Consider the following 17,461-nt stretch of genomic DNA (forward strand, 5'->3'; position numbering starts at 1 on the left):
ACTGCCGCTTTGCCGGTTGTACGTACGCCATTTATGGCGGGAGTACAAACCCTACCCTGTCCCAGTTTTTATCCTCCAAATGGTTCCCGCCGTTGTGGACGATGTTGGTGACTAAAAATTGTCTGTCCGTTGGTAATGGATTTCTTAGCCCTCGATGAATAAAAGCATCATTGGGGAGGGTGCAGAGGGAATCGTCCAATGACTCGATAAGCACAAGAGTCAGATGCCATCAGCCTAACAAAATTGATCATCAAAAATATTTGCGAAGTGAGCGCGGTAATTTCCAGAAAACACCGCAACACGACGCTGTACAAAGCAAGGCGTTGGCAGTGATGGTGTCGGATATTGTGAAGTGCGCGCGTTTGCCGTTGGTGACTGTGCGTGCATCGCTCGGGTAAGAAGAGAAAAACATCTGGCAGCACAGGGAAAGGTAAATCTTGTGATGCTGAGGGAGGCATGCGGTAGGCAAATCTGGGCACGTCACCCACAACTGGAGTAAACACTATGAGTGAAAGCTGGCTGAGGAAAATGTGGTCGCTTGCACTGCGACGGAAATCTGTAGACGCGATGAACGGCGGCAAGCCGTTTACCAGGTGCGGAACCCTCATGGTCTATGCGGGAGAGCTCAAGCTGATACCTGAGCTCATTCCCGAGTCAAAACCTGCCAGACGCTCCACGCCGCCCGATTCAGATTGAGTGCAGCATCTCAGGGCGGCTGAACGCATGTCAGTAAAAGTGGAACGCCTTAACTGATACGCACTTTGGATAGCCGGTGCGCAGGGCTAGCTGCTCAGACTACTTTCCTGATCAAACAGAGCTCTGGCAGAGGGGCCATAGGTTGCGATGACATTCTCGATGGTATCCCGGTCGTTACAGTTCAAACTGCGGGTCAGGTCGAAGAGGGTGTTTCGCTCTGCTTTCCACTGGCTGATGATTTCAACATTCGGTTGGGCTTTCTTCCGCTCGTAGAAAATCGACTCGGAACGGAGCGCTATTAAGCAACCCAAGACGTCCTGGGCGATTTCCAGTCTATGAGCATCTGATGGTTGGATCATCGTTGAGACCTCCTGCTGATCAGTATCAGTACGTCGCGTGGTAGTTTATGGATTTTTGAATGCTTCGTAATCGATGCTCATCGGGGCTGTCGCTCGGCTGGTGTGGAATGCGTCGACTGTCAGCTGGGAGGCATCCCGCGATCCAGGATACGTTTTTGACAGGTGCTGCTGTTAGCTGAAGAATGGCCGCATGCAAAAAGCAGAATCTGAAACCTTGGGTGTTGAGGAGTATGAAGCATTCGAGCTTATGGCTCGGGAGCTCCATGCCCATTTTTTAAGCGCGCGGAAAAATTTTGCGGTGCGAGTGCCCCTAAATTTAGTGAGCTATTTGTTCACTGGGATTTTGCGGAAATCACGGTTGCCGAAAATCCAGCTTGAATGTGCCATCGCGGAATTAGAATTTGCTGTCGAGGCCAGGACATTTCGCCGTTACATCAGCGGTCATACCCGGATGACATGGAGGACGTTTCAGCGATTGGTTTTCTGGGCGCTGGGGCAGCAATGGATCAGCGCGTGGATGTGCCGCGATTTGATGTCAAAAGCCCATCTATGCGAGGTCGCTCAAATCAGTGCACGCGAGTTATTGAACGAACGTAAGCGCCTCGTATCAGCGACAGAAATACACAGAGAGGAAATGGTTAGGCGTTTTTATGAAAACCTAGCACTCAAGGACTTGGAACGAGAGGAAGAAGCAATCCTCTCTATTCGAAGAAACGATGAAGCGAGAGAGCTCGCATGCTCCCTGGGATTGGATATAGCTGATTAGCCTCAGGCCAGCTTGGCCAACAGCGCTTCGGCCCTAATGTTGTAGTAATCCTCCAGCGTGCTTATCTCGCAGTTCCCGGTGACACTGGCAAACTTGGTAGCTTGCTATCAGGTCGCTTCATCGCGCCATGACTTACATTTGGGATAGCTGCTGCGATAAAGCTAATGCCATTACCAATCAGGCTCCAGCTCTGTGCTGAGGTGAATGCCCATGATCCTGGCCTTACGGTACCTCAACGGCTCTGCATTGATCTCCAAGGCAACGAGACGATTTGCAGCGACCACTAGACTGTTGAATCGCTCGTTGTGAATAGCTACATACGCAACCAGTCTCTTGCCAGACGCCTGCATTGAGCCGATGCAGCGAGGTGCTGCCTTCCCGTCTAGGAGTAGCGGGTCAACGTATAGGTAGCATTCCAATATCGGATATTTGAACGCTTCGGGATATCGGATGGAGCCGTGCAGCTTCATCGAAGCATGCTCTGAATAATGGTCACCGATTAGCCTGGTATCGGCATGCGTGGCCATTCCAAAGGACCACGACATATCCCATTGCCAAATCCGGGCTTGTACGGTTATTCGATCAATGACTGCATGGCTTCGACCTGCCACAGCATGCTTCCTCTCGAATTGGACTGACTTCTGCCATGACCCCGTACCTGCTGCTCACGGTGGATCGGGTTTATTCAGATGTTCCGCCAGATACAAAGTTAGGGCCATGGCGTCATGCGGTTTGCCCGATGTGGAACGAAACCTTTCTGCCATCGCACTGACGACAAGCTGAGCCCCATTTCGAAGCTTTCCCGTGGCTTTAGCCTTCACAATACCTTTACAAACATCCGTCCGATATTCTGTGGGGATTCCAGACAGATCCAGCTCATTGGAGGCAAGATGTGGCGTTTGGGTTTCAGTTAATAGTTTTGGTTGAGGTTTAGTGTTAGGCCGAACTTGGTCCGATACGGTATCGATACCGCATCCGTGGTGTATCGGTATCTCTTCCAGACCTACGTCTGAGCGGGGACGGAGGGCCTCATTGATCAATCGCTGCTGATTCACCGTAAGTCTTTCTTTGAAATCGCGCAGGAAATCGTCAAGCCACTGGCTCGGAATGCGGCGAATTTCCTCAAGCGCTCTAGCTATCAGCTTTGGCCCAGTCACCTGAGTAGCGGTGTGATGATCCCACCAGATACGTACCCAAACGACGTATCTGACATGATCGTATCTAGCCAAGCCCTCATCTTGTAATCGATGAATGACTTGTAACCATTGCTCTGCCGTCCAGCCTATCTCTGCTCCTGCGATTCGGGGCACGAGGGGGTATACGCCCGTGATATTGCTGTCAGGGGCTGTTAAGAGGTGCAGCAACGCAACTTTGTCTTCAGTGGTGCAATTCAGCAAGCGGGGGGAGCGCCAAAAATTTTGATCCCTGATGGTTCGTTGTCTGCCCATGCTCAAGGCTCCTTGCGCAAACGTACGGAGATGACGTAAGGGACGATCATTGTCGCGCCTCCACCTGCGCTTTCTTGGTTGGCCTACCTGTGGGTTTTGGTTTTGATGAGGTGTTGGTCATGGCGTGGCGATCAGGGCTTTCTGTACTGCCGGTGCGCATCCAAGCTCTTAAGTCACCTAGCCTCCATCGCAGCCTTGAGAGTCCTGGTACAGGCTCAAGCCCTGGCAACTTACGCTGACGGACCGTAAGCACGCTGAACCCGGTCAACGCAGCAACTTCAGACACGCCGATCAGGACATCGTCGCCAAGCTTCTGTATTTTTTGTATGGTTTCGTAATCTATTGGCATCAGGTTATCGCTCGATTGATCTGGTCGACACAGACTTCACCAATCGAGCTGCTTGCAGCTAGGACATCTTTTTAACAGACGTCTGTATCTAACTCACTTTGCGGAGTTTATAGGCGCCTCTTTGAATTGGTTACGAAATTCGTACTAGAAAGCGGAGATTTGTAGTAGTCCTCATCAAGAAAGCGAAGAACTTTTTTGAGCTCTGCTTTTTGAAGTGGCAATATTAGTTGCTCAATCCCGCCAGCGGCAGTAACGGTGTTGAAGGGTACATTGAATTCTTGCGCAGCTGGCTTCATCGTTCCTATGGGTATTGATTGCAGTATGCCACTTTGCTGAATTAGCGAAATCTTTCTGCGCACCCAAGAGTCAGCTATCATTAGCAACCCCGGTGCGCTAGCTACTGACAAAGTTGGAATTAGAGCGAAGCCGTTTACGTCTTCATCTGTGGCGGTCTTGTAATATTCGCTAAGGTCAAAGATCTGGCGAGCAGCATGAAAGCTGAAGAATTTAAGCCTGCCTCCATCCAGAATCGCTGTAAGTTTATAGTCGAGAGTAAGCCCAATCCCTTCTATTTTTTTATAGACGTTAGCTGCGTGGAATATTGATAGGCCTCGTGTCGATATTATTCTTCGTTTATCAAAGTTTTGAAGTAGTATGCGTACTCCACCTCCGTCAGCTGCATAACCTGAAAATAGAGCTTTTATTAATGTGAAAAACTCTTCCGTTGGTTCAACTTCTGGAATGGCTAGAGGGTTCGCAATTGCAGCCGCTAGATCGTCGATATCGTCAAAATCGTCAATGAATAAGACCTCGTCATCGTCAGGCTTATAACTTCCATCAAATTCGATTTCTTGGTCAGCTTCGTCGAACTCTGCCTCTTGTGTATGTAGCAGATCGGTAAGTTCGGTTTGTACAGGCTGAGATAGCGCAAAGCGAACGATGCGTTGGGCAGGGTCTTTGGTTAAGGCAAACAGATGCAGCATTTCATTACTCCATTAGCATACTGTCGGATATTTTTTTGACGGAAGTTACCGGCCTAGGAGACTTCAGGCGTGACTTTGTTAGTAGGGTGTAAACCATGCCGTCATCGGACTCGACTTTATAGAAGTGGTAGCCCGCGAAGAATAGAAAAGGGTGTACAGGAATATTGGAGACAAACCATCCAGTGATCATAAGTGCCACGAAGATTGAACACGTCCACGTGGCGTCGAACGCGGTTATTTTCGTGACTAAAGGCATTAGGTAGCTGATAAGAAAAACTAAAATAAAATAATCATTCGACTCTACCTTCTTAGCCTTAAATGGGAAGATCTCGCCCTGAGAGTGGATGAGCCGTAGGATCAAAAGTGGGAGAAAGGTGCCGATGGTCCCTACAATGATCAATTGCCACGTAAAAAGGGACATCGCATGTGTACTAAAAACTTCGATAGCTGCTGCGACCAACAACGTCGGTGCCGCTGAAGAAATCAACAGGACTGTCTTGAGGATATTGCGCATCTTGGTTCCATCCATGGATTTCATCAGTTCACAGTGGCTGATTCTGAGGCCCTGAGTCAACAGTAGCTCAGCACTCGACTATCGGAGTTGGGTAAACTGGCTATTGCAGGAGAATTTATTCGCGAGCGGCCAGCGAACACATTTTGCGTCGATCAAGCAGGCATCCGCTGATGCGGCAGCTGCTCGATCTATCGGGCTCACTGCTTCGGTAGCCGCGTGAGCACATCCCTGAAATGGGCACGTCGTATGTCCATTGATGCGCGCCGATTTGATCGACGTCCGCTTGCCGCTGCGCAACCACCTAGAATACATCCAGGTCGACCGTCTAAGCGCCCACCGCCGGATGAATCGCCCCTAGCTTCGTAGATGGCCCGAACGTTTGCATTGGGCCAACTTTTACTGGTCAAAATCCTAAGCTAAGCTGGTCGAGCGTCAACGCAAATCAAAGTCTGATGTAATGGAGGCCGGTCTATACAGCACCCACAAACGGGCGTGGTCCTTTCAGGCAAGCTTTGCTGCTAGCTCCTCCGCAGTAATGTTGTAGTACCGCTTCAGCATGTTCACCTCCCGATGCCCCGTCACGCTCGCGAGCTCGATCAAATTCGGCAGCTTGGTCGCAAGCCGACAGGTCGCTTCATGCCGCAGATCGTGAAAGCGCAGATTGATCAGAAAGTCCTCCTGTGGCGTTACCTGCGCAGCCCCGCAATCGGCAAAGTATTTCAGCCTCGCTCGCTCCAGACCTCGCACAAAGGCCTTCTTAAGTGCATCGGCGGTGGTGGGGAAGACTCGCCCGCACAGCGAGCGCGGTAAATCCTTGAGCAACTGAATAGCCTTCGGCGAAAGCGGGACGGTTCTGGGCAGTCCGTTCTTCGTCGCGGGTAGGTGCGCGGTTCTACGTTCCAGGTTCACATGCTTCCAGCGCAGCTCGAAAATCTCGCCACGGCGCATGGCTGTCTCAATCGCCAGTTGGACGATGGGCCGTATCCATGGATTGTGTGATGCATCGGCGTAGGTCCCATCAGCACGTCGCTCACGAAGCTCTAACGCGCCGAGCATGTATTGCTCTTCAATGGGGTCCAGTCGTCGCGAGCGTTCGTCGTTGTAGCTTGGACGGCTGACCATCCTGACCGGGTTCTCGGCAAGGTGAATTCCCCACTCGCGGCGAGCGACCTCAATCACACACTGAAACAACGCAAGCTCACGCTTCACCGTGTTGCCTTTGCGAATCTTCAGGCGCTCGTCACGGTAGCGGGCAAAGTCTGAAGAGGTGAGGGTGGCAACGATGCGCGTCGCGAGCGGATTACGCTTGAGTGCTTCCAGGCGTTTGATTTCCGAATACGCGCCCTTGTGCTTCGGAGCAATCTCGGAGATGTAGCGATCAATGAGTTGATGAAAGGCGGTGCGTTCAGCCTCGACGCGAGAGACAAAGATGCCCCGGTCGATTTCGCTTTCGATCATGCGTGCCCAGGCTTGGGCATCGGATTTGGTTTCGAAGGTTTTGCGCTGGGCTGGATAGCCCTTACGGCGAATTTGCGCTTCCCACTGATACTCGCCGCGATTCCTGATTGTTGCCATTCCGACCATTCCCGCCACATTTAAGTGTGGCAAATTTGTGGCAAAAACGACTTTCAGGACTAGGACAGGTTTCTGGCAGTGGAGCTAACCCCTTGTAATACAAGGGATAGAAGGTGGTGCACCAGACGGGATTCGAACCCATGACCCCTGCCTTCGGAGGGCAGTACTCTATCCAGCTGAGCTACTGGTGCGACGCGGGCGCCATAATACTCATATGCATGGCGGGCGTCCATGCTGCTGAATCGCCTGCGTTTTTGGGCAGCTCGCCGGGTGTTGGCTACGCTGATCAGAAAAAGCGGGCAAATTCGGGTTTTTCGTTCTTTTTTTCGAACAGCCTATTGTCCTTCACCCCTATCGGCCCTAGGATTCGTTTGAGATTTCAAACGCTCTTGTCTGGGTGCTGAACCGCACGTCTGTGCTTATGTGCGTTATTTCTGTGCTTCAGCCCGGTGGATGATTTCCCTGACGGCAGCCCCTGAGGCGCCTTTCTACAAATCTAATTCGCTCCGCGTACGCGCGGTGCTGTTAAGGAAAGCCGACATGCAGCTTAAAGACACCCAGTTGTTCCGCCAGCAAGCCTTTATCGATGGCGCTTGGGTCGATGCGGACAATGGTCAGACAATCAAGGTCACCAACCCGGCAACGGGCGAAGTGCTGGGCACCGTGCCGAAGATGGGCGCTGCCGAAACCCGCCGGGCGATTGAAGCCGCCGACAAGGCGCTGCCAGCTTGGCGTGCACTGACCGCCAAGGAGCGCGCCAACAAGCTGCGCCGCTGGTACGAATTGCTGATCGAAAACCAGGACGACCTCGGTCGCCTGATGACCCTGGAACAAGGCAAGCCACTGGCCGAAGCCAAGGGCGAAATCGTCTACGCCGCTTCCTTCATCGAGTGGTTCGCCGAAGAAGCCAAGCGCATCTACGGTGACGTGATTCCCGGCCACCAGCCTGATAAGCGCCTGATCGTGATCAAGCAGCCAATCGGCGTGACCGCGGCCATTACCCCGTGGAACTTCCCGGCCGCGATGATCACCCGCAAGGCCGGCCCGGCCCTGGCCGCCGGTTGCACCATGGTCATCAAGCCTGCTTCGCAAACCCCGTTCTCGGCCCTGGCCCTGGTGGAACTGGCGCACCGTGCCGGCATTCCGCAAGGCGTGCTGAGCGTGGTCACCGGCAGCGCCGGTGACATCGGCGGTGAGCTGACCAGCAACCCGATCGTGCGCAAGCTGTCGTTTACCGGCTCGACCGAGATCGGTCGCCAGTTGATGGCCGAATGCGCCAAGGACATCAAGAAAGTCTCCCTGGAGTTGGGTGGCAACGCGCCGTTCATCGTGTTCGACGACGCGGACCTGGATAAGGCCGTCGAAGGCGCAATCATTTCCAAGTACCGCAACAACGGCCAGACCTGCGTCTGTGCCAACCGTCTGTACATCCAGGATTCGGTGTACGACGCCTTCGCTGAGAAGCTGAAAGTGGCGGTGGCCAAGCTCAAGATTGGCAACGGTCTGGACGACGGCACCACCACCGGCCCGTTGATCGACGGCAAAGCGGTCGCCAAGGTGCAAGAGCACATTGCCGATGCAGTCAGCAAAGGCGCAACCGTGCTGTCGGGTGGCAAGGCGATGGAAGGCAACTTCTTCGAGCCGACCATCCTGACCAATGTGCCGAACAATGCCGCCGTGGCGAAGGAAGAAACCTTCGGCCCGCTGGCGCCGCTGTTCCGCTTCAAAGACGAAGCCGAAGTGATCGCGATGTCCAACGACACCGAGTTCGGCCTGGCCTCGTACTTCTATGCCCGCGATCTGGGCCGTGTGTTCCGTGTGGCCGAGGCCTTGGAATACGGCATGGTGGGCGTCAACACCGGTTTGATCTCCAACGAAGTCGCGCCGTTCGGCGGCATCAAGGCGTCGGGCCTGGGCCGTGAAGGTTCCAAGTACGGCATCGAGGACTACCTGGAAATCAAATACCTCTGCCTGGGTATCTGATCCGCTTCAAGCGCAAAGGGCACGAGAGCGCTGTCCCTTTGCGTGTTTCACCCGTTCTGTTTCTTGTGGCCGGGAACGCTGTGGCAGTCGATCATCGCATGCTGTCGCAGTTGCCTTCCCGCCATGTATTCCTTGAGCCACGCCGACCGATGAGCGGCGAATGAGGATCTATTTAATGAGCAAGACCAACGCTTCCCTGATGAAACGCCGCGAAGCCGCCGTACCCCGCGGCGTCGGCCAGATCCACCCGATTTTTGCCGAATCGGCGAAGAACGCCACGGTCACCGACGTTGAAGGTCGTGAATTCATCGATTTCGCCGGCGGTATCGCCGTACTGAACACCGGCCACGTGCACCCGAAAATCATCGCTGCCGTGACCGCGCAGCTGAACAAGCTGACTCACACTTGCTTCCAGGTCCTGGCTTACGAGCCGTACGTGGAACTGTGCGAAAAAATCAACGCCAAGGTGCCCGGTGATTTCGCCAAGAAAACCCTGCTGGTGACCACCGGTTCGGAAGCGGTGGAAAACGCCGTGAAAATCGCCCGCGCCGCCACGGGGCGTGCCGGTGTGATCGCCTTCACCGGTGCTTACCACGGTCGCACCATGATGACCCTGGGCCTGACCGGTAAAGTCGTGCCGTATTCGGCTGGCATGGGCCTGATGCCTGGCGGCATCTTCCGTGCGCTGTACCCGAACGAACTGCACGGCGTGAGCATCGACGACTCCATCGCCAGCATCGAACGCATCTTCAAGAACGACGCCGAGCCGCGTGACATCGCTGCAATCATCATCGAGCCGGTGCAGGGCGAGGGTGGTTTCTATGTGGCGCCCAAGGAGTTCATGAAGCGCCTGCGCGCCCTGTGCGACCAGCACGGCATTCTGTTGATCGCTGACGAAGTGCAGACTGGCGCTGGCCGTACCGGCACTTTCTTCGCCATGGAGCAGATGGGCGTTGCCGCTGACCTGACCACCTTCGCCAAATCGATTGCCGGCGGCTTCCCGCTGGCCGGTGTCTGCGGCAAGGCCGAGTACATGGATGCCATCGCTCCAGGTGGCCTGGGCGGCACCTACGCGGGTAGCCCGATCGCCTGCGCGGCTGCGTTGGCGGTGATGGAAGTCTTCGAGGAAGAGCAACTGCTGGACCGTTGCAAGGCCGTGGGCGAGCGCCTGGTCACGGGCCTCAAGGCCATCCAGAAGAAATATCCGGTCATCGGTGAAGTTCGTGCCCTGGGTGCAATGATCGCCGTCGAGCTGTTCGAAAACGGCGATACCCACAAGCCGAACGCTGCGGCAGTGGCTCAGGTCGTGGCCAAGGCGCGCGACAAGGGCTTGATCCTGCTGTCCTGCGGCACCTATGGCAACGTTCTGCGGGTGCTGGTGCCGCTGACCTCGCCGGACGAGCAATTGGACAAAGGCCTGGCGATCATCGAAGAGTGCTTCTCCGAGCTCTGATTGCCGGGTTGCGCACTGATCCACAAAAAAACCCGCTTCGGCGGGTTTTTTCATGACCAGGAGCATGTCCTGCGGGTTTTGAGCTGTCTGGAACGGCCGCCAAGGTCTAAGGTGCAAGTATGGCAAGGGAGTGTGTTGCATGACCGCTGTGGTTTTACCGGCTGTACCGCGTGTACTGATCGCCGAGGCTGATCCGGCGTCCCGTGAGCTGCTTGAACAGGTGTTGTCGGGTGTGCGCTGCGATGCCCGGGTGGATACGTGTGGCGAGGGCAAACAGGCGTTGGAGCTGCTGGCGAACACCCCCTATGACCTGGTGATCGCCGATTGGGAGCTGCCAGGTGTCGATGGCCTGACGATCTTGCGCGGCCTTCGCCAGCAGCATCGCAGCCCGCCGTTGCCGTTCATCCTGATGAGTCGGCGCAATGACAGTGCCAGTGTTCGTGAAGTCCTGCCGCTGGCGCCGATGGCCTATTTGACCAAGCCCCTGAATCGGGAAGACTTGACCCAGCGTTTGCAGGGTTTGCTGGTGGGGGGCGGTGAAGAAATCGCCAACGACGCGCCGGTCCCGGGCCCTGGGTTGACCCTGGCAGCCTTTCTGGAGCGGCGGCGTGATATGTCCGAAGGTGCGCCGCTGATGACCGATGTGCAGGTGGCGGTCAAACGCAGCCTCAACCCCGGCGGCCTGGACCTGAAGCTGTTTGAAGAGGAGTTGCGCACCGACCCGCAAATCACCGCGGTGCTGATCGCGGCGGCCAACAGTGCCGCCCAGCAGCAGGGGGGCAGTCCGGTGCAGACCGTGGCCCGAGCGCTGCACCAGCTCGGCAGCGGGCAGAGCACGAACCTGGTCCTCGGCCTGACCCTCAAGCGCTGCGCCCGGCTCAGTGTCCCGTGCCTGGCGGACTATGCCCAGCGTTACTGGGAGTTGTCGCTGCATACCGCCGAGTACGCGCGAATCTTGGCGCGGTTGCTGGATCTGGAACCGGAGCGCTGTTATTGCGCCGGGCTGTTGCATCGGCTCGGCGACCTGGCGCTGCTGCGTTGTCTGGAAGAATGGAAGCAGGCCGGTGGCGAGCTGGATGAGCTGGAGGAAATCGGGCATTTGCTCGATCGATACGGCGCCAGCTTCGGTTCGGCACTGCGCACCCGCTGGCGCCTGCCGCTGGAGCTGAGAGAGTTGATCGCGGCGGCCTATAGCCTGGGTGGTGGGGTTTATTCCCGTGAGGCACTGGTCATGAACATGGCCGGGCAGATGGCCCATCTGACTGAGCATGAAGGGCTTGAGGAGTTGGCCCGTGGCCGTACGGCACGCTTGCTGAAAATCGGATTGCCGGAGCTGATGCGGTTGCGCCGCAAGTAGGACCGCCGACTCATTCCTGTGTAAGCGAGCTTGCTCGCGATGAGGGCCTGACATTCATTGATGCGGTGACAGTCATGTCGCCATCGCGAGCAAGCTCTCCCACAGGGGGTATGAGTGAGTTCAGCGTCGGTTCATTTCTACCGAAATCGTCTCAAGCCGCAATAATGCGATTCTTACCCTGGCGCTTGGCTTCGTACATGGCCGCGTCGGCGCGGGCGAACAGGCTGTCGAGGCTCTGGTCCTCGGCGGTGATGCTGGTCAGGCCTTGGCTGACGGTAATACCGAAGCCGTGATCGCCGCTGCGGAAGGCCAGGCGTTGAATCTCCCGCTGCAAGCGTTCGGCCACTTGCAGCGCCATGTCCGGGGCACAGCCGGGGAACACGGCTGCAAATTCTTCGCCGCCGATCCGTCCAAACAGATCTCCGCGCCTGAGCACAGATCGGCCACTTTCGGCGATTTTCTGCAGCACGGTATCGCCTTCCTGATGGCCGTAGGTGTCGTTGATCACCTTGAAGTCATCGATGTCCAGCAACAGGAACGCCATGGGTATTCCTTGTAGGCGTGCCTGGGCGAATTCGCGGTGGGCGCACTCGAAGAAGTGCCGGCGATTGCTGCTCTGGGTCAGGACATCGGTGGTCGCCAGTCGCTGCAGTTCGCTTTCCAGCAGCTTCTTTTCGGTGATGTCTTCGGCGATGCCCACCACAATCACCGGTTGCCCTGGTTCGGCCTTGCGGTTGATGAAGCATTTGTCGCTGAGCCAGCGGATCTGGCCATCAGCGGCGATGATGCGGTATTCGCGATCCTCGACGGCGCCTTTGACCAGCACTTCGGCCAGGCTGCGTTCGGCGTAGTCCTGGTCGTCGGGGTAGATTGCGTCGCGCCACTCGTTGAAGTCGGCCATGACCAGGCCGGCGGGTCGGCCGAAGATCCGTTCGTAGGCGGGGCTGACGTACAGCACTTGCCGGGTTTCCCAGTTGAATGCCCACAGCACGGCATTGACGCTGACCAGCAAGGAACTGAACAGCTGCTCACGCTCGCTCAGGCGCGCGACTTCGCCTTGGGCGTGCATCAGCGCCATGAGGGTTTGGGCCGCTTCGGGCCAATGAGGCTGGGATGAATCCTGTAGGTTCTTGTCGACCATCGGCACATATCTCAAAGAACGTGCACTGCTGTGGATTTGCACGCGCTTACTCCAAAGCCCGCCTGGATGGCGAAGTGCTCCTTGAGATAAGGGATTTGGGGCGAAGTTCCTTTTCAGGCGACGAAGGGCGGGGGATTTAGTTACTCAAATACTGAGTATTGAACCTGTGGCGAGGGAGCTTGCTCCCGCTGGGCTGCGAAGCAGCCCCCAGGAAAATTTCAATGGGCCTGATGCGCCGGGCCAGCAGATTGAGGGCTGCTGCGCAGCCCAGCGGGAGCAAGCTCCCTCGCCACAACAGCCCTCCTGCGGAGTTGTTCTGTCAGGCCGTGGCAGGCCGCAGCGAGTAGGTCTTGAGCTGGTCGGCAAAGTCCCGCAGGGACTGGATGCCGCTGGCCTCGGCTTCGTGGACCCATTCCTTGATGGCCGCGAGCATGTCATGACCGTTGCTGCTGGTCTTGACCCAGATCTGCTGCAAGGCCAGGCGCTTCTCGTAGATCACTTTCAGCGCCTGGCTGTGTTCCAGCATGTTCTGGATGCGCACGTGATGACGGTCATCCAGCAGGCTGGTTTCTCGCGACAACAGGCGTTTGGCCCGGTGGAACTGGTGACGCACCGAGTGATCGACCTTCTCCAGTTCCTGCTTGACCAGCGGCGCGATGACCAACCGGCGGTACTGCGCCATGATCTGGAAGCGGTTGTTGAGGATCGCCATGGCGGTGTCCATGTCCAGGTGGCCCTTGCCTTCGATCCGGTGGGCGATCGGCGCCACCCGCTGGACCTTGGCCAAACGCAGGAAACTGAACACCTGGATCCAGGCCCAGCCCAGGTCGAACTCCCATTTGCGGACCGACAGCTTGGCTGAGTTGGGGTAGGTGTGGTGGTTGTTGTGCAGTTCTTCGCCGCCGATCAGGATGCCCCAGGGCACCAGGTTGGTCGCCGCGTCACGGCATTCGAAGTTGCGGTAGCCGATGGCATGGCCCAGGCCATTGACCACGCCGGCGGCCCAGACTGGAATCCACATCATCTGGATGGCCCAGATGGTGATGCCGATGGTGCCGAACAGCAGCAAGTCGATGGCGCCCATGATCGCTACGCCCAGCAGCGGGAAGCGGCTATAGAGATTGCGCTCGATCCAGTCGTCGGGGCAGTTCTTGCCGTAGATGCGCAGGGTTTCCGGATTTTCCGCTTCGGCGCGATACAGTTCGGCGCCTTTGCGCAGCACGGTGGACAAGCCTTTGATCACCGGGCTATGGGGGTCGTCGACGGTTTCGCATTTGGCGTGGTGTTTGCGGTGGATGGCGGTCCACTCGCGGGTGTTCTGCGCCGTGGTCAGCCACAGCCAGAAACGAAAGAAATGTTTGAGGCCGGCATTGAGCTCAAGGGAGCGATGAGCCGAATAACGGTGCAGGTAGACCGTGACGCCAATGATCGTGACATGGGTCATCAGCAGGGTGACTGCCACCAGCGACCAAGGCGACAAGCCAAGAAAACCTTCGTACCACATAGGCTGTAGGGCCCTCGATAAAGATAAAAACAGCCGTTGCATTATCACCGGCCCGACAGATAAAACCAGTCGGCCTTTCAGATAAGAGTGGCAGGATGTTTCTTCCTCTATAATTCCCGCCTCATCATAGGGACATGGAAGGCCGAATGACCGCCAATCACCGCATCGCTCTGCGCCCAGCGCTGCTTTATCTCGTGCTGTCAGTTGTCTGGCTGCAGCTGGTTGGCTATTTATTGAACAGTTTCTTCGATCAATCCGCCGACCGGCTTCGCTGGTTACTGATCAACGGTTATGCCTGGGTGCTGGTCAGTGCCGGGTTGATCTTCCTGGCACGGGTACGAATATCCGGCTTTTTCGGCAAAGGTGAGCCCAATGTCGATCGCGAACGACTGCGTCAGGCAGCCGCCGTCTTCGATTGCACCCGCGAAGGGGTGTTGGTGACGGACCGTGATGGCCTGATCGTGCACGTTAACCGGGCGTTCATGGCGATCACCGGTTTCGCTCGGGAAGAAGTCCTGGGCCAGCGCCCCAACCTGTTCAAGTCCGGTCGTCACGGGCCGGCTTTCTATCGGGACATGTTTGCCTCCCTGGCCACTCGTGGCGAGTGGAATGGTGAGATATGGAATCGACGAAAAAGCGGCGAAATCTATCCGCAATGGCAGACGATCCGCGCCATTCCCGATGAAAACGGCCAGGTCCATCAATACGTCGCGGTGTTTTCCGACATCAGTGCGATAAAGGATTCGCAACACGAACTGGCGCACCTGGCCCATCACGACCCGCTGACCGGCCTGCCCAACCGACTGCTGTTTTCCGATCGCACCGAACAGGCCCTGACGTCGGCTCAGCTGCACAAGCGTGGCTGCGCGCTGTTGTTGGTAGATCTGGATCATTTCAAAAACATCAACGATAGCTTGGGGCACAACGTGGGCGATGAGTTGCTCAAGGGTGTGTCGGAGCGCTTTCGCGGGCTCTTTGCGCCGGGCGTGACGCTGGCCCGGCTGGGGGGCGATGAGTTTGCCGTGCTGGTGGAAAACTGTTCGCAGCCCGGGCAGGCGGCGGTCCTGGCTGGACGAATTCTCGATGCGCTGAAGGAGCCGTTGCGGCTCGATCATCAATCCCTGTTCATCAATGCCAGCATCGGCATCAGTCTGTTTCCAGGCGATGCTCTCAACGCCGGGCAATTGCTGCGCAATGCCGATTCGGCGCTGTTCAAGGCCAAGAGCGCCGGGCGTGACGGTTACGCCCTGTACACCGAAGAACTTACTGCCCACGCTCAGCAACGGGTCGAGATTGCCTCCGAACTGCGCCAGGCCCTTGAGCGGCAAGAACTGCGGGTTCATTACCAACCGGTGCACGACCTGGCGACCAGCCGTGTGATCGGGGTCGAGGCGCTGGTGCGGTGGGAGCATCCCAGGCGGGGGTTGGTGTCGCCGGCCGAGTTCATTCCAATTGCCGAGCGCACCGGGCTGATCGCCCAGATCGATGCCTGGGTCATGGACCAGGCCTGTCGGCAGATGTGCCGGTGGCAGCAGGCCGGCGTGGTGTTGTCGTTCGTCGCGGTCAACGTCTCCAGCCGCCTGTTCGCCCATCGCGAGTTATACGAGCAGGTCGCCCGGGTGCTGCACGACACGGGCCTGGCCCCGGCCTGCCTGGAGCTGGAAGTGACCGAAAGTGCGGTCATGGAAGACCCGGAAGTGGCGCTGGAGCAGATGCATCGCCTGCGCGAGCTGGGCGTGCGGCTGGCGATCGACGATTTTGGCACGGGGTATTCGTCGCTGTTGCGGCTCAAACGCTTGCCGGTGCAGAAGCTCAAGATCGATCAGGGGTTTGTCGCCGGGTTGCCGTGGGATGAAGACGACGTGGCGATTGTCCGGGTGATCATCGCCCTGGCCCGGAGCATGGGCATGCAGGTGCATGCCGAGGGCATTGAACAGCGCGAACAAGCGGCATTTTTGCTTGGACAGGCTTGTGAATTGGGGCAGGGTTACTGGTTTGGGCGACCGGTGCCGGCGCAGCAGTTGGATTGGGACTGCGCTCCGGTCATTGCTTGATGACCAACGGCATTGATGTTGACTGACACTCCGCTATCGCGAGCAAGCTCGCTCCCACAGTTGTTTTGTGTTGCCTGTGATATCCGCGCCAACCCGCTTCCCTTGTGGGAGCGAGCTTGCTCGCGATGGCGTCGGCTCAGCTTGCATCAAGGTAGGCGTTACCCCTTGGCGTCAGGCGCCGCCATCCCCTTGGTTTCCAAATGATCCAACGCCCGCTCGACCAATAACTGAACCCCATCGGCCATGCGGCTGATCGCCAGGGCGATGCAGCGGCGTGAGTCGTCGACGTCGTCGGCCAGGTCGGCGGCGATGGTGCTGATGGACAGCAGGTCTTCAGAGGCGTTGGCCAGGAGGGTTTCGGTGTCGATGTGGGGGGAGACGATGAAGAGTTGGTCTTTGTCGGGTTCCGGCGGTGAGGCTGGCTTGGGGTTGAGGTAGTAGTCGAGGGCACGGTTGGCGGCGTCTTCGAGCTTTTTTTCTTCGAGGGCTTCGACGCGGGATTTGTGGCCGCTTTGTGGCGGATTAGGTGAAGGCTTTACCATATTTATGTACCAGAGTTGGGGTTGCCATCCTTTCGCTTGCATTCGAAGAGGTGGCAACTGTGCGTAGGTGTGCAAGACCGGTCCGGTACCGCCGGCAGACCCGAAGGTCTCCCACGCACAATCGCCATAACGGATGCGAGCATAAAAAAATGCTCGGTCAATAGCCATGACCAATTGCGTACCAGTCCGGACTTGCACGTCCGTGTCACCGTTTTTTGCGATGACGAACAAAGGTTAGCGGTGCAAAACCAGGGCGCCTAGTTCATGAACCGCCCCGCGTCTTGAAGGAAATCTCCGAGGATTTGGCGGGGGAAAAGGCCCCAAATACCTCAGCCGTAGGACGTTGGTCACTTTCTGTAATTTTGGTTATATAAAAATTCTTAAATAGTCTTTTTAAGAATATCCGCGCTTGTCTAGTATTGCTCCCACGCCACAAGCAGTGCCGCCCACTGTCAGGCATTCATCCAAGGAGCAGTAGCATGAGCGCATCCCTACGCAGCGTTGACGGCCAGGACGAGGCAACCATCTTGCGCGAGATCCAGAGCGCCTTGCGCGATCTGCGCTTTGGTGCGGTGGAAATCACCGTGCACAACGCGCAGGTGGTCCAGATCGAACGCAAGGAAAAATTCCGGCTGCAGCAGCCGAGCCAAAAACCGTCTTGAAACAACCAGGATCGCAATCTGCGGCAGCGCCTGCCGGGGGGCTTGATGCAGGCGCTGCCGAGGCTGCGATCGTTT

Annotated in this window: 14 protein-coding genes and 1 tRNA gene; 6 read left to right on the forward strand and 9 right to left on the reverse strand. The window is 56.9% G+C overall.

Translation table 11 applies throughout. The annotated features are described in order from the left end of the window. Positions 1 to 782: 782 nt before the first annotated feature. The gene (locus QNH97_RS00405) at positions 783 to 1,055 is read right to left on the reverse strand and encodes a hypothetical protein (protein WP_283555101.1); all 273 of its coding nucleotides are present in this window, start codon (positions 1,053 to 1,055) and stop codon (positions 783 to 785) included. Positions 1,056 to 1,245: 190 nt separating this feature from the next. Here QNH97_RS00405 and QNH97_RS00410 point away from each other — a divergent pair, with 190 nt between their 5' ends. Further along, positions 1,246 to 1,821 (forward strand): hypothetical protein, encoded by a 576-nt coding sequence (locus QNH97_RS00410; protein ID WP_283555102.1) that lies wholly within the window; start codon positions 1,246 to 1,248, stop codon positions 1,819 to 1,821. A gap of 665 nt (positions 1,822 to 2,486) precedes the next feature. Here the strand turns inward: QNH97_RS00410 and QNH97_RS00415 are convergent. From QNH97_RS00415 to QNH97_RS00435, 5 genes are all read right to left on the reverse strand, one after another. Further along, positions 2,487 to 3,269: a hypothetical protein gene (locus QNH97_RS00415; RefSeq protein ID WP_283555103.1), complete on the reverse strand. Its 783-nt coding sequence runs from the start codon at positions 3,267 to 3,269 to the stop codon at positions 2,487 to 2,489. A 456-nt stretch (positions 3,270 to 3,725) separates the two neighbouring features. Beyond that, positions 3,726 to 4,601, reverse strand: coding sequence for a hypothetical protein (locus QNH97_RS00420; protein ID WP_283555104.1), 876 nt, complete (start codon positions 4,599 to 4,601; stop codon positions 3,726 to 3,728). Positions 4,602 to 4,605: 4 nt separating this feature from the next. After that, positions 4,606 to 5,115 carry a KwaA family protein gene (locus tag QNH97_RS00425; RefSeq protein WP_283555105.1) on the reverse strand — a complete coding sequence of 170 codons (510 nt, stop codon included), beginning with the start codon at positions 5,113 to 5,115 and terminating at the stop codon, positions 4,606 to 4,608. A 501-nt stretch (positions 5,116 to 5,616) separates the two neighbouring features. Continuing rightward, the gene (locus QNH97_RS00430; RefSeq protein WP_283555106.1) at positions 5,617 to 6,690 is read right to left on the reverse strand and encodes a site-specific integrase; all 1,074 of its coding nucleotides are present in this window, start codon (positions 6,688 to 6,690) and stop codon (positions 5,617 to 5,619) included. Positions 6,691 to 6,804: 114 nt separating this feature from the next. Continuing rightward, positions 6,805 to 6,881 (reverse strand) — tRNA-Arg (locus QNH97_RS00435). A 349-nt stretch (positions 6,882 to 7,230) separates the two neighbouring features. Between QNH97_RS00435 and gabD the strand changes: the two genes are divergently transcribed. From gabD to QNH97_RS00450, 3 genes are all read left to right on the forward strand, one after another. Then, positions 7,231 to 8,673, forward strand: coding sequence for an NADP-dependent succinate-semialdehyde dehydrogenase (gene gabD / locus QNH97_RS00440; RefSeq protein WP_018606643.1), 1,443 nt, complete (start codon positions 7,231 to 7,233; stop codon positions 8,671 to 8,673). A 175-nt stretch (positions 8,674 to 8,848) separates the two neighbouring features. Then, positions 8,849 to 10,126 carry a 4-aminobutyrate--2-oxoglutarate transaminase gene (gabT, locus tag QNH97_RS00445; protein WP_283555107.1) on the forward strand — a complete coding sequence of 426 codons (1,278 nt, stop codon included), beginning with the start codon at positions 8,849 to 8,851 and terminating at the stop codon, positions 10,124 to 10,126. A gap of 139 nt (positions 10,127 to 10,265) precedes the next feature. Beyond that, positions 10,266 to 11,483, forward strand: a complete 1,218-nt coding sequence (locus tag QNH97_RS00450) for an HDOD domain-containing protein (RefSeq protein ID WP_283555108.1) — start codon at positions 10,266 to 10,268, stop codon at positions 11,481 to 11,483. Positions 11,484 to 11,634: 151 nt separating this feature from the next. Here the strand turns inward: QNH97_RS00450 and QNH97_RS00455 are convergent, their stop codons facing one another. Together QNH97_RS00455 and desA are read right to left on the reverse strand one after the other, a co-directional pair. Further along, positions 11,635 to 12,624 carry a GGDEF domain-containing protein gene (locus QNH97_RS00455; protein ID WP_283557577.1) on the reverse strand — a complete coding sequence of 330 codons (990 nt, stop codon included), beginning with the start codon at positions 12,622 to 12,624 and terminating at the stop codon, positions 11,635 to 11,637. Positions 12,625 to 12,943: 319 nt separating this feature from the next. Continuing rightward, positions 12,944 to 14,128, reverse strand: coding sequence for a delta-9 fatty acid desaturase DesA (gene desA / locus QNH97_RS00460; RefSeq protein WP_283555109.1), 1,185 nt, complete (start codon positions 14,126 to 14,128; stop codon positions 12,944 to 12,946). A 146-nt stretch (positions 14,129 to 14,274) separates the two neighbouring features. Here desA and dibA point away from each other — a divergent pair, with 146 nt between their 5' ends. Beyond that, positions 14,275 to 16,182, forward strand: coding sequence for a phosphodiesterase DibA (gene dibA, locus QNH97_RS00465; protein WP_283555110.1), 1,908 nt, complete (start codon positions 14,275 to 14,277; stop codon positions 16,180 to 16,182). A 158-nt stretch (positions 16,183 to 16,340) separates the two neighbouring features. On the opposite strand, the gene QNH97_RS00470 is transcribed toward dibA, so the two are convergent. Beyond that, entirely contained in the window at positions 16,341 to 16,724 is a 384-nt protein-coding gene (locus QNH97_RS00470; protein WP_283555111.1) for a DUF6124 family protein, read from the reverse strand. 479 nt (positions 16,725 to 17,203) lie between these two features. Here QNH97_RS00470 and oscA point away from each other — a divergent pair, with 479 nt between their 5' ends. After that, on the forward strand, positions 17,204 to 17,386 hold the full coding sequence (gene oscA, locus QNH97_RS00475; RefSeq protein WP_030138496.1) for a sulfur starvation response protein OscA: 183 nt from the start codon (positions 17,204 to 17,206) through the stop codon (positions 17,384 to 17,386). The last annotated feature ends 75 nt before the right edge of the window (positions 17,387 to 17,461 follow it).

This window comes from Pseudomonas sp. G2-4 (assembly GCF_030064125.1).
In the GTDB taxonomy this organism is placed as follows: Bacteria; Pseudomonadota; Gammaproteobacteria; order Pseudomonadales; family Pseudomonadaceae; genus Aquipseudomonas.

Bases quoted from the DNA above. Each gene is read 5' to 3' on its own strand.
- QNH97_RS00425 (WP_283555105.1), bottom strand. From the start codon at position 5,115: ATGCGCAATATCCTCAAGACAGTCCTGTTGATTTCTTCAGCGGCACCG.
- desA (WP_283555109.1), bottom strand. From the start codon at position 14,128: ATGTGGTACGAAGGTTTTCTTGGCTTGTCGCCTTGGTCGCTGGTGGCA.
- gabD (WP_018606643.1), top strand. From the start codon at position 7,231: ATGCAGCTTAAAGACACCCAGTTGTTCCGCCAGCAAGCCTTTATCGAT.
- QNH97_RS00470 (WP_283555111.1), bottom strand. From the start codon at position 16,724: ATGGTAAAGCCTTCACCTAATCCGCCACAAAGCGGCCACAAATCCCGC.
- QNH97_RS00455 (WP_283557577.1), bottom strand. From the start codon at position 12,624: ATGGTCGACAAGAACCTACAGGATTCATCCCAGCCTCATTGGCCCGAA.
- QNH97_RS00430 (WP_283555106.1), bottom strand. From the start codon at position 6,690: ATGGCAACAATCAGGAATCGCGGCGAGTATCAGTGGGAAGCGCAAATT.
- oscA (WP_030138496.1), top strand. From the start codon at position 17,204: ATGAGCGCATCCCTACGCAGCGTTGACGGCCAGGACGAGGCAACCATC.
- QNH97_RS00415 (WP_283555103.1), bottom strand. From the start codon at position 3,269: ATGGGCAGACAACGAACCATCAGGGATCAAAATTTTTGGCGCTCCCCC.
- gabT (WP_283555107.1), top strand. From the start codon at position 8,849: ATGAGCAAGACCAACGCTTCCCTGATGAAACGCCGCGAAGCCGCCGTA.
- QNH97_RS00450 (WP_283555108.1), top strand. From the start codon at position 10,266: ATGACCGCTGTGGTTTTACCGGCTGTACCGCGTGTACTGATCGCCGAG.
- QNH97_RS00405 (WP_283555101.1), bottom strand. From the start codon at position 1,055: ATGATCCAACCATCAGATGCTCATAGACTGGAAATCGCCCAGGACGTC.
- dibA (WP_283555110.1), top strand. From the start codon at position 14,275: ATGACCGCCAATCACCGCATCGCTCTGCGCCCAGCGCTGCTTTATCTC.
- QNH97_RS00410 (WP_283555102.1), top strand. From the start codon at position 1,246: ATGCAAAAAGCAGAATCTGAAACCTTGGGTGTTGAGGAGTATGAAGCA.
- QNH97_RS00420 (WP_283555104.1), bottom strand. From the start codon at position 4,601: ATGCTGCATCTGTTTGCCTTAACCAAAGACCCTGCCCAACGCATCGTT.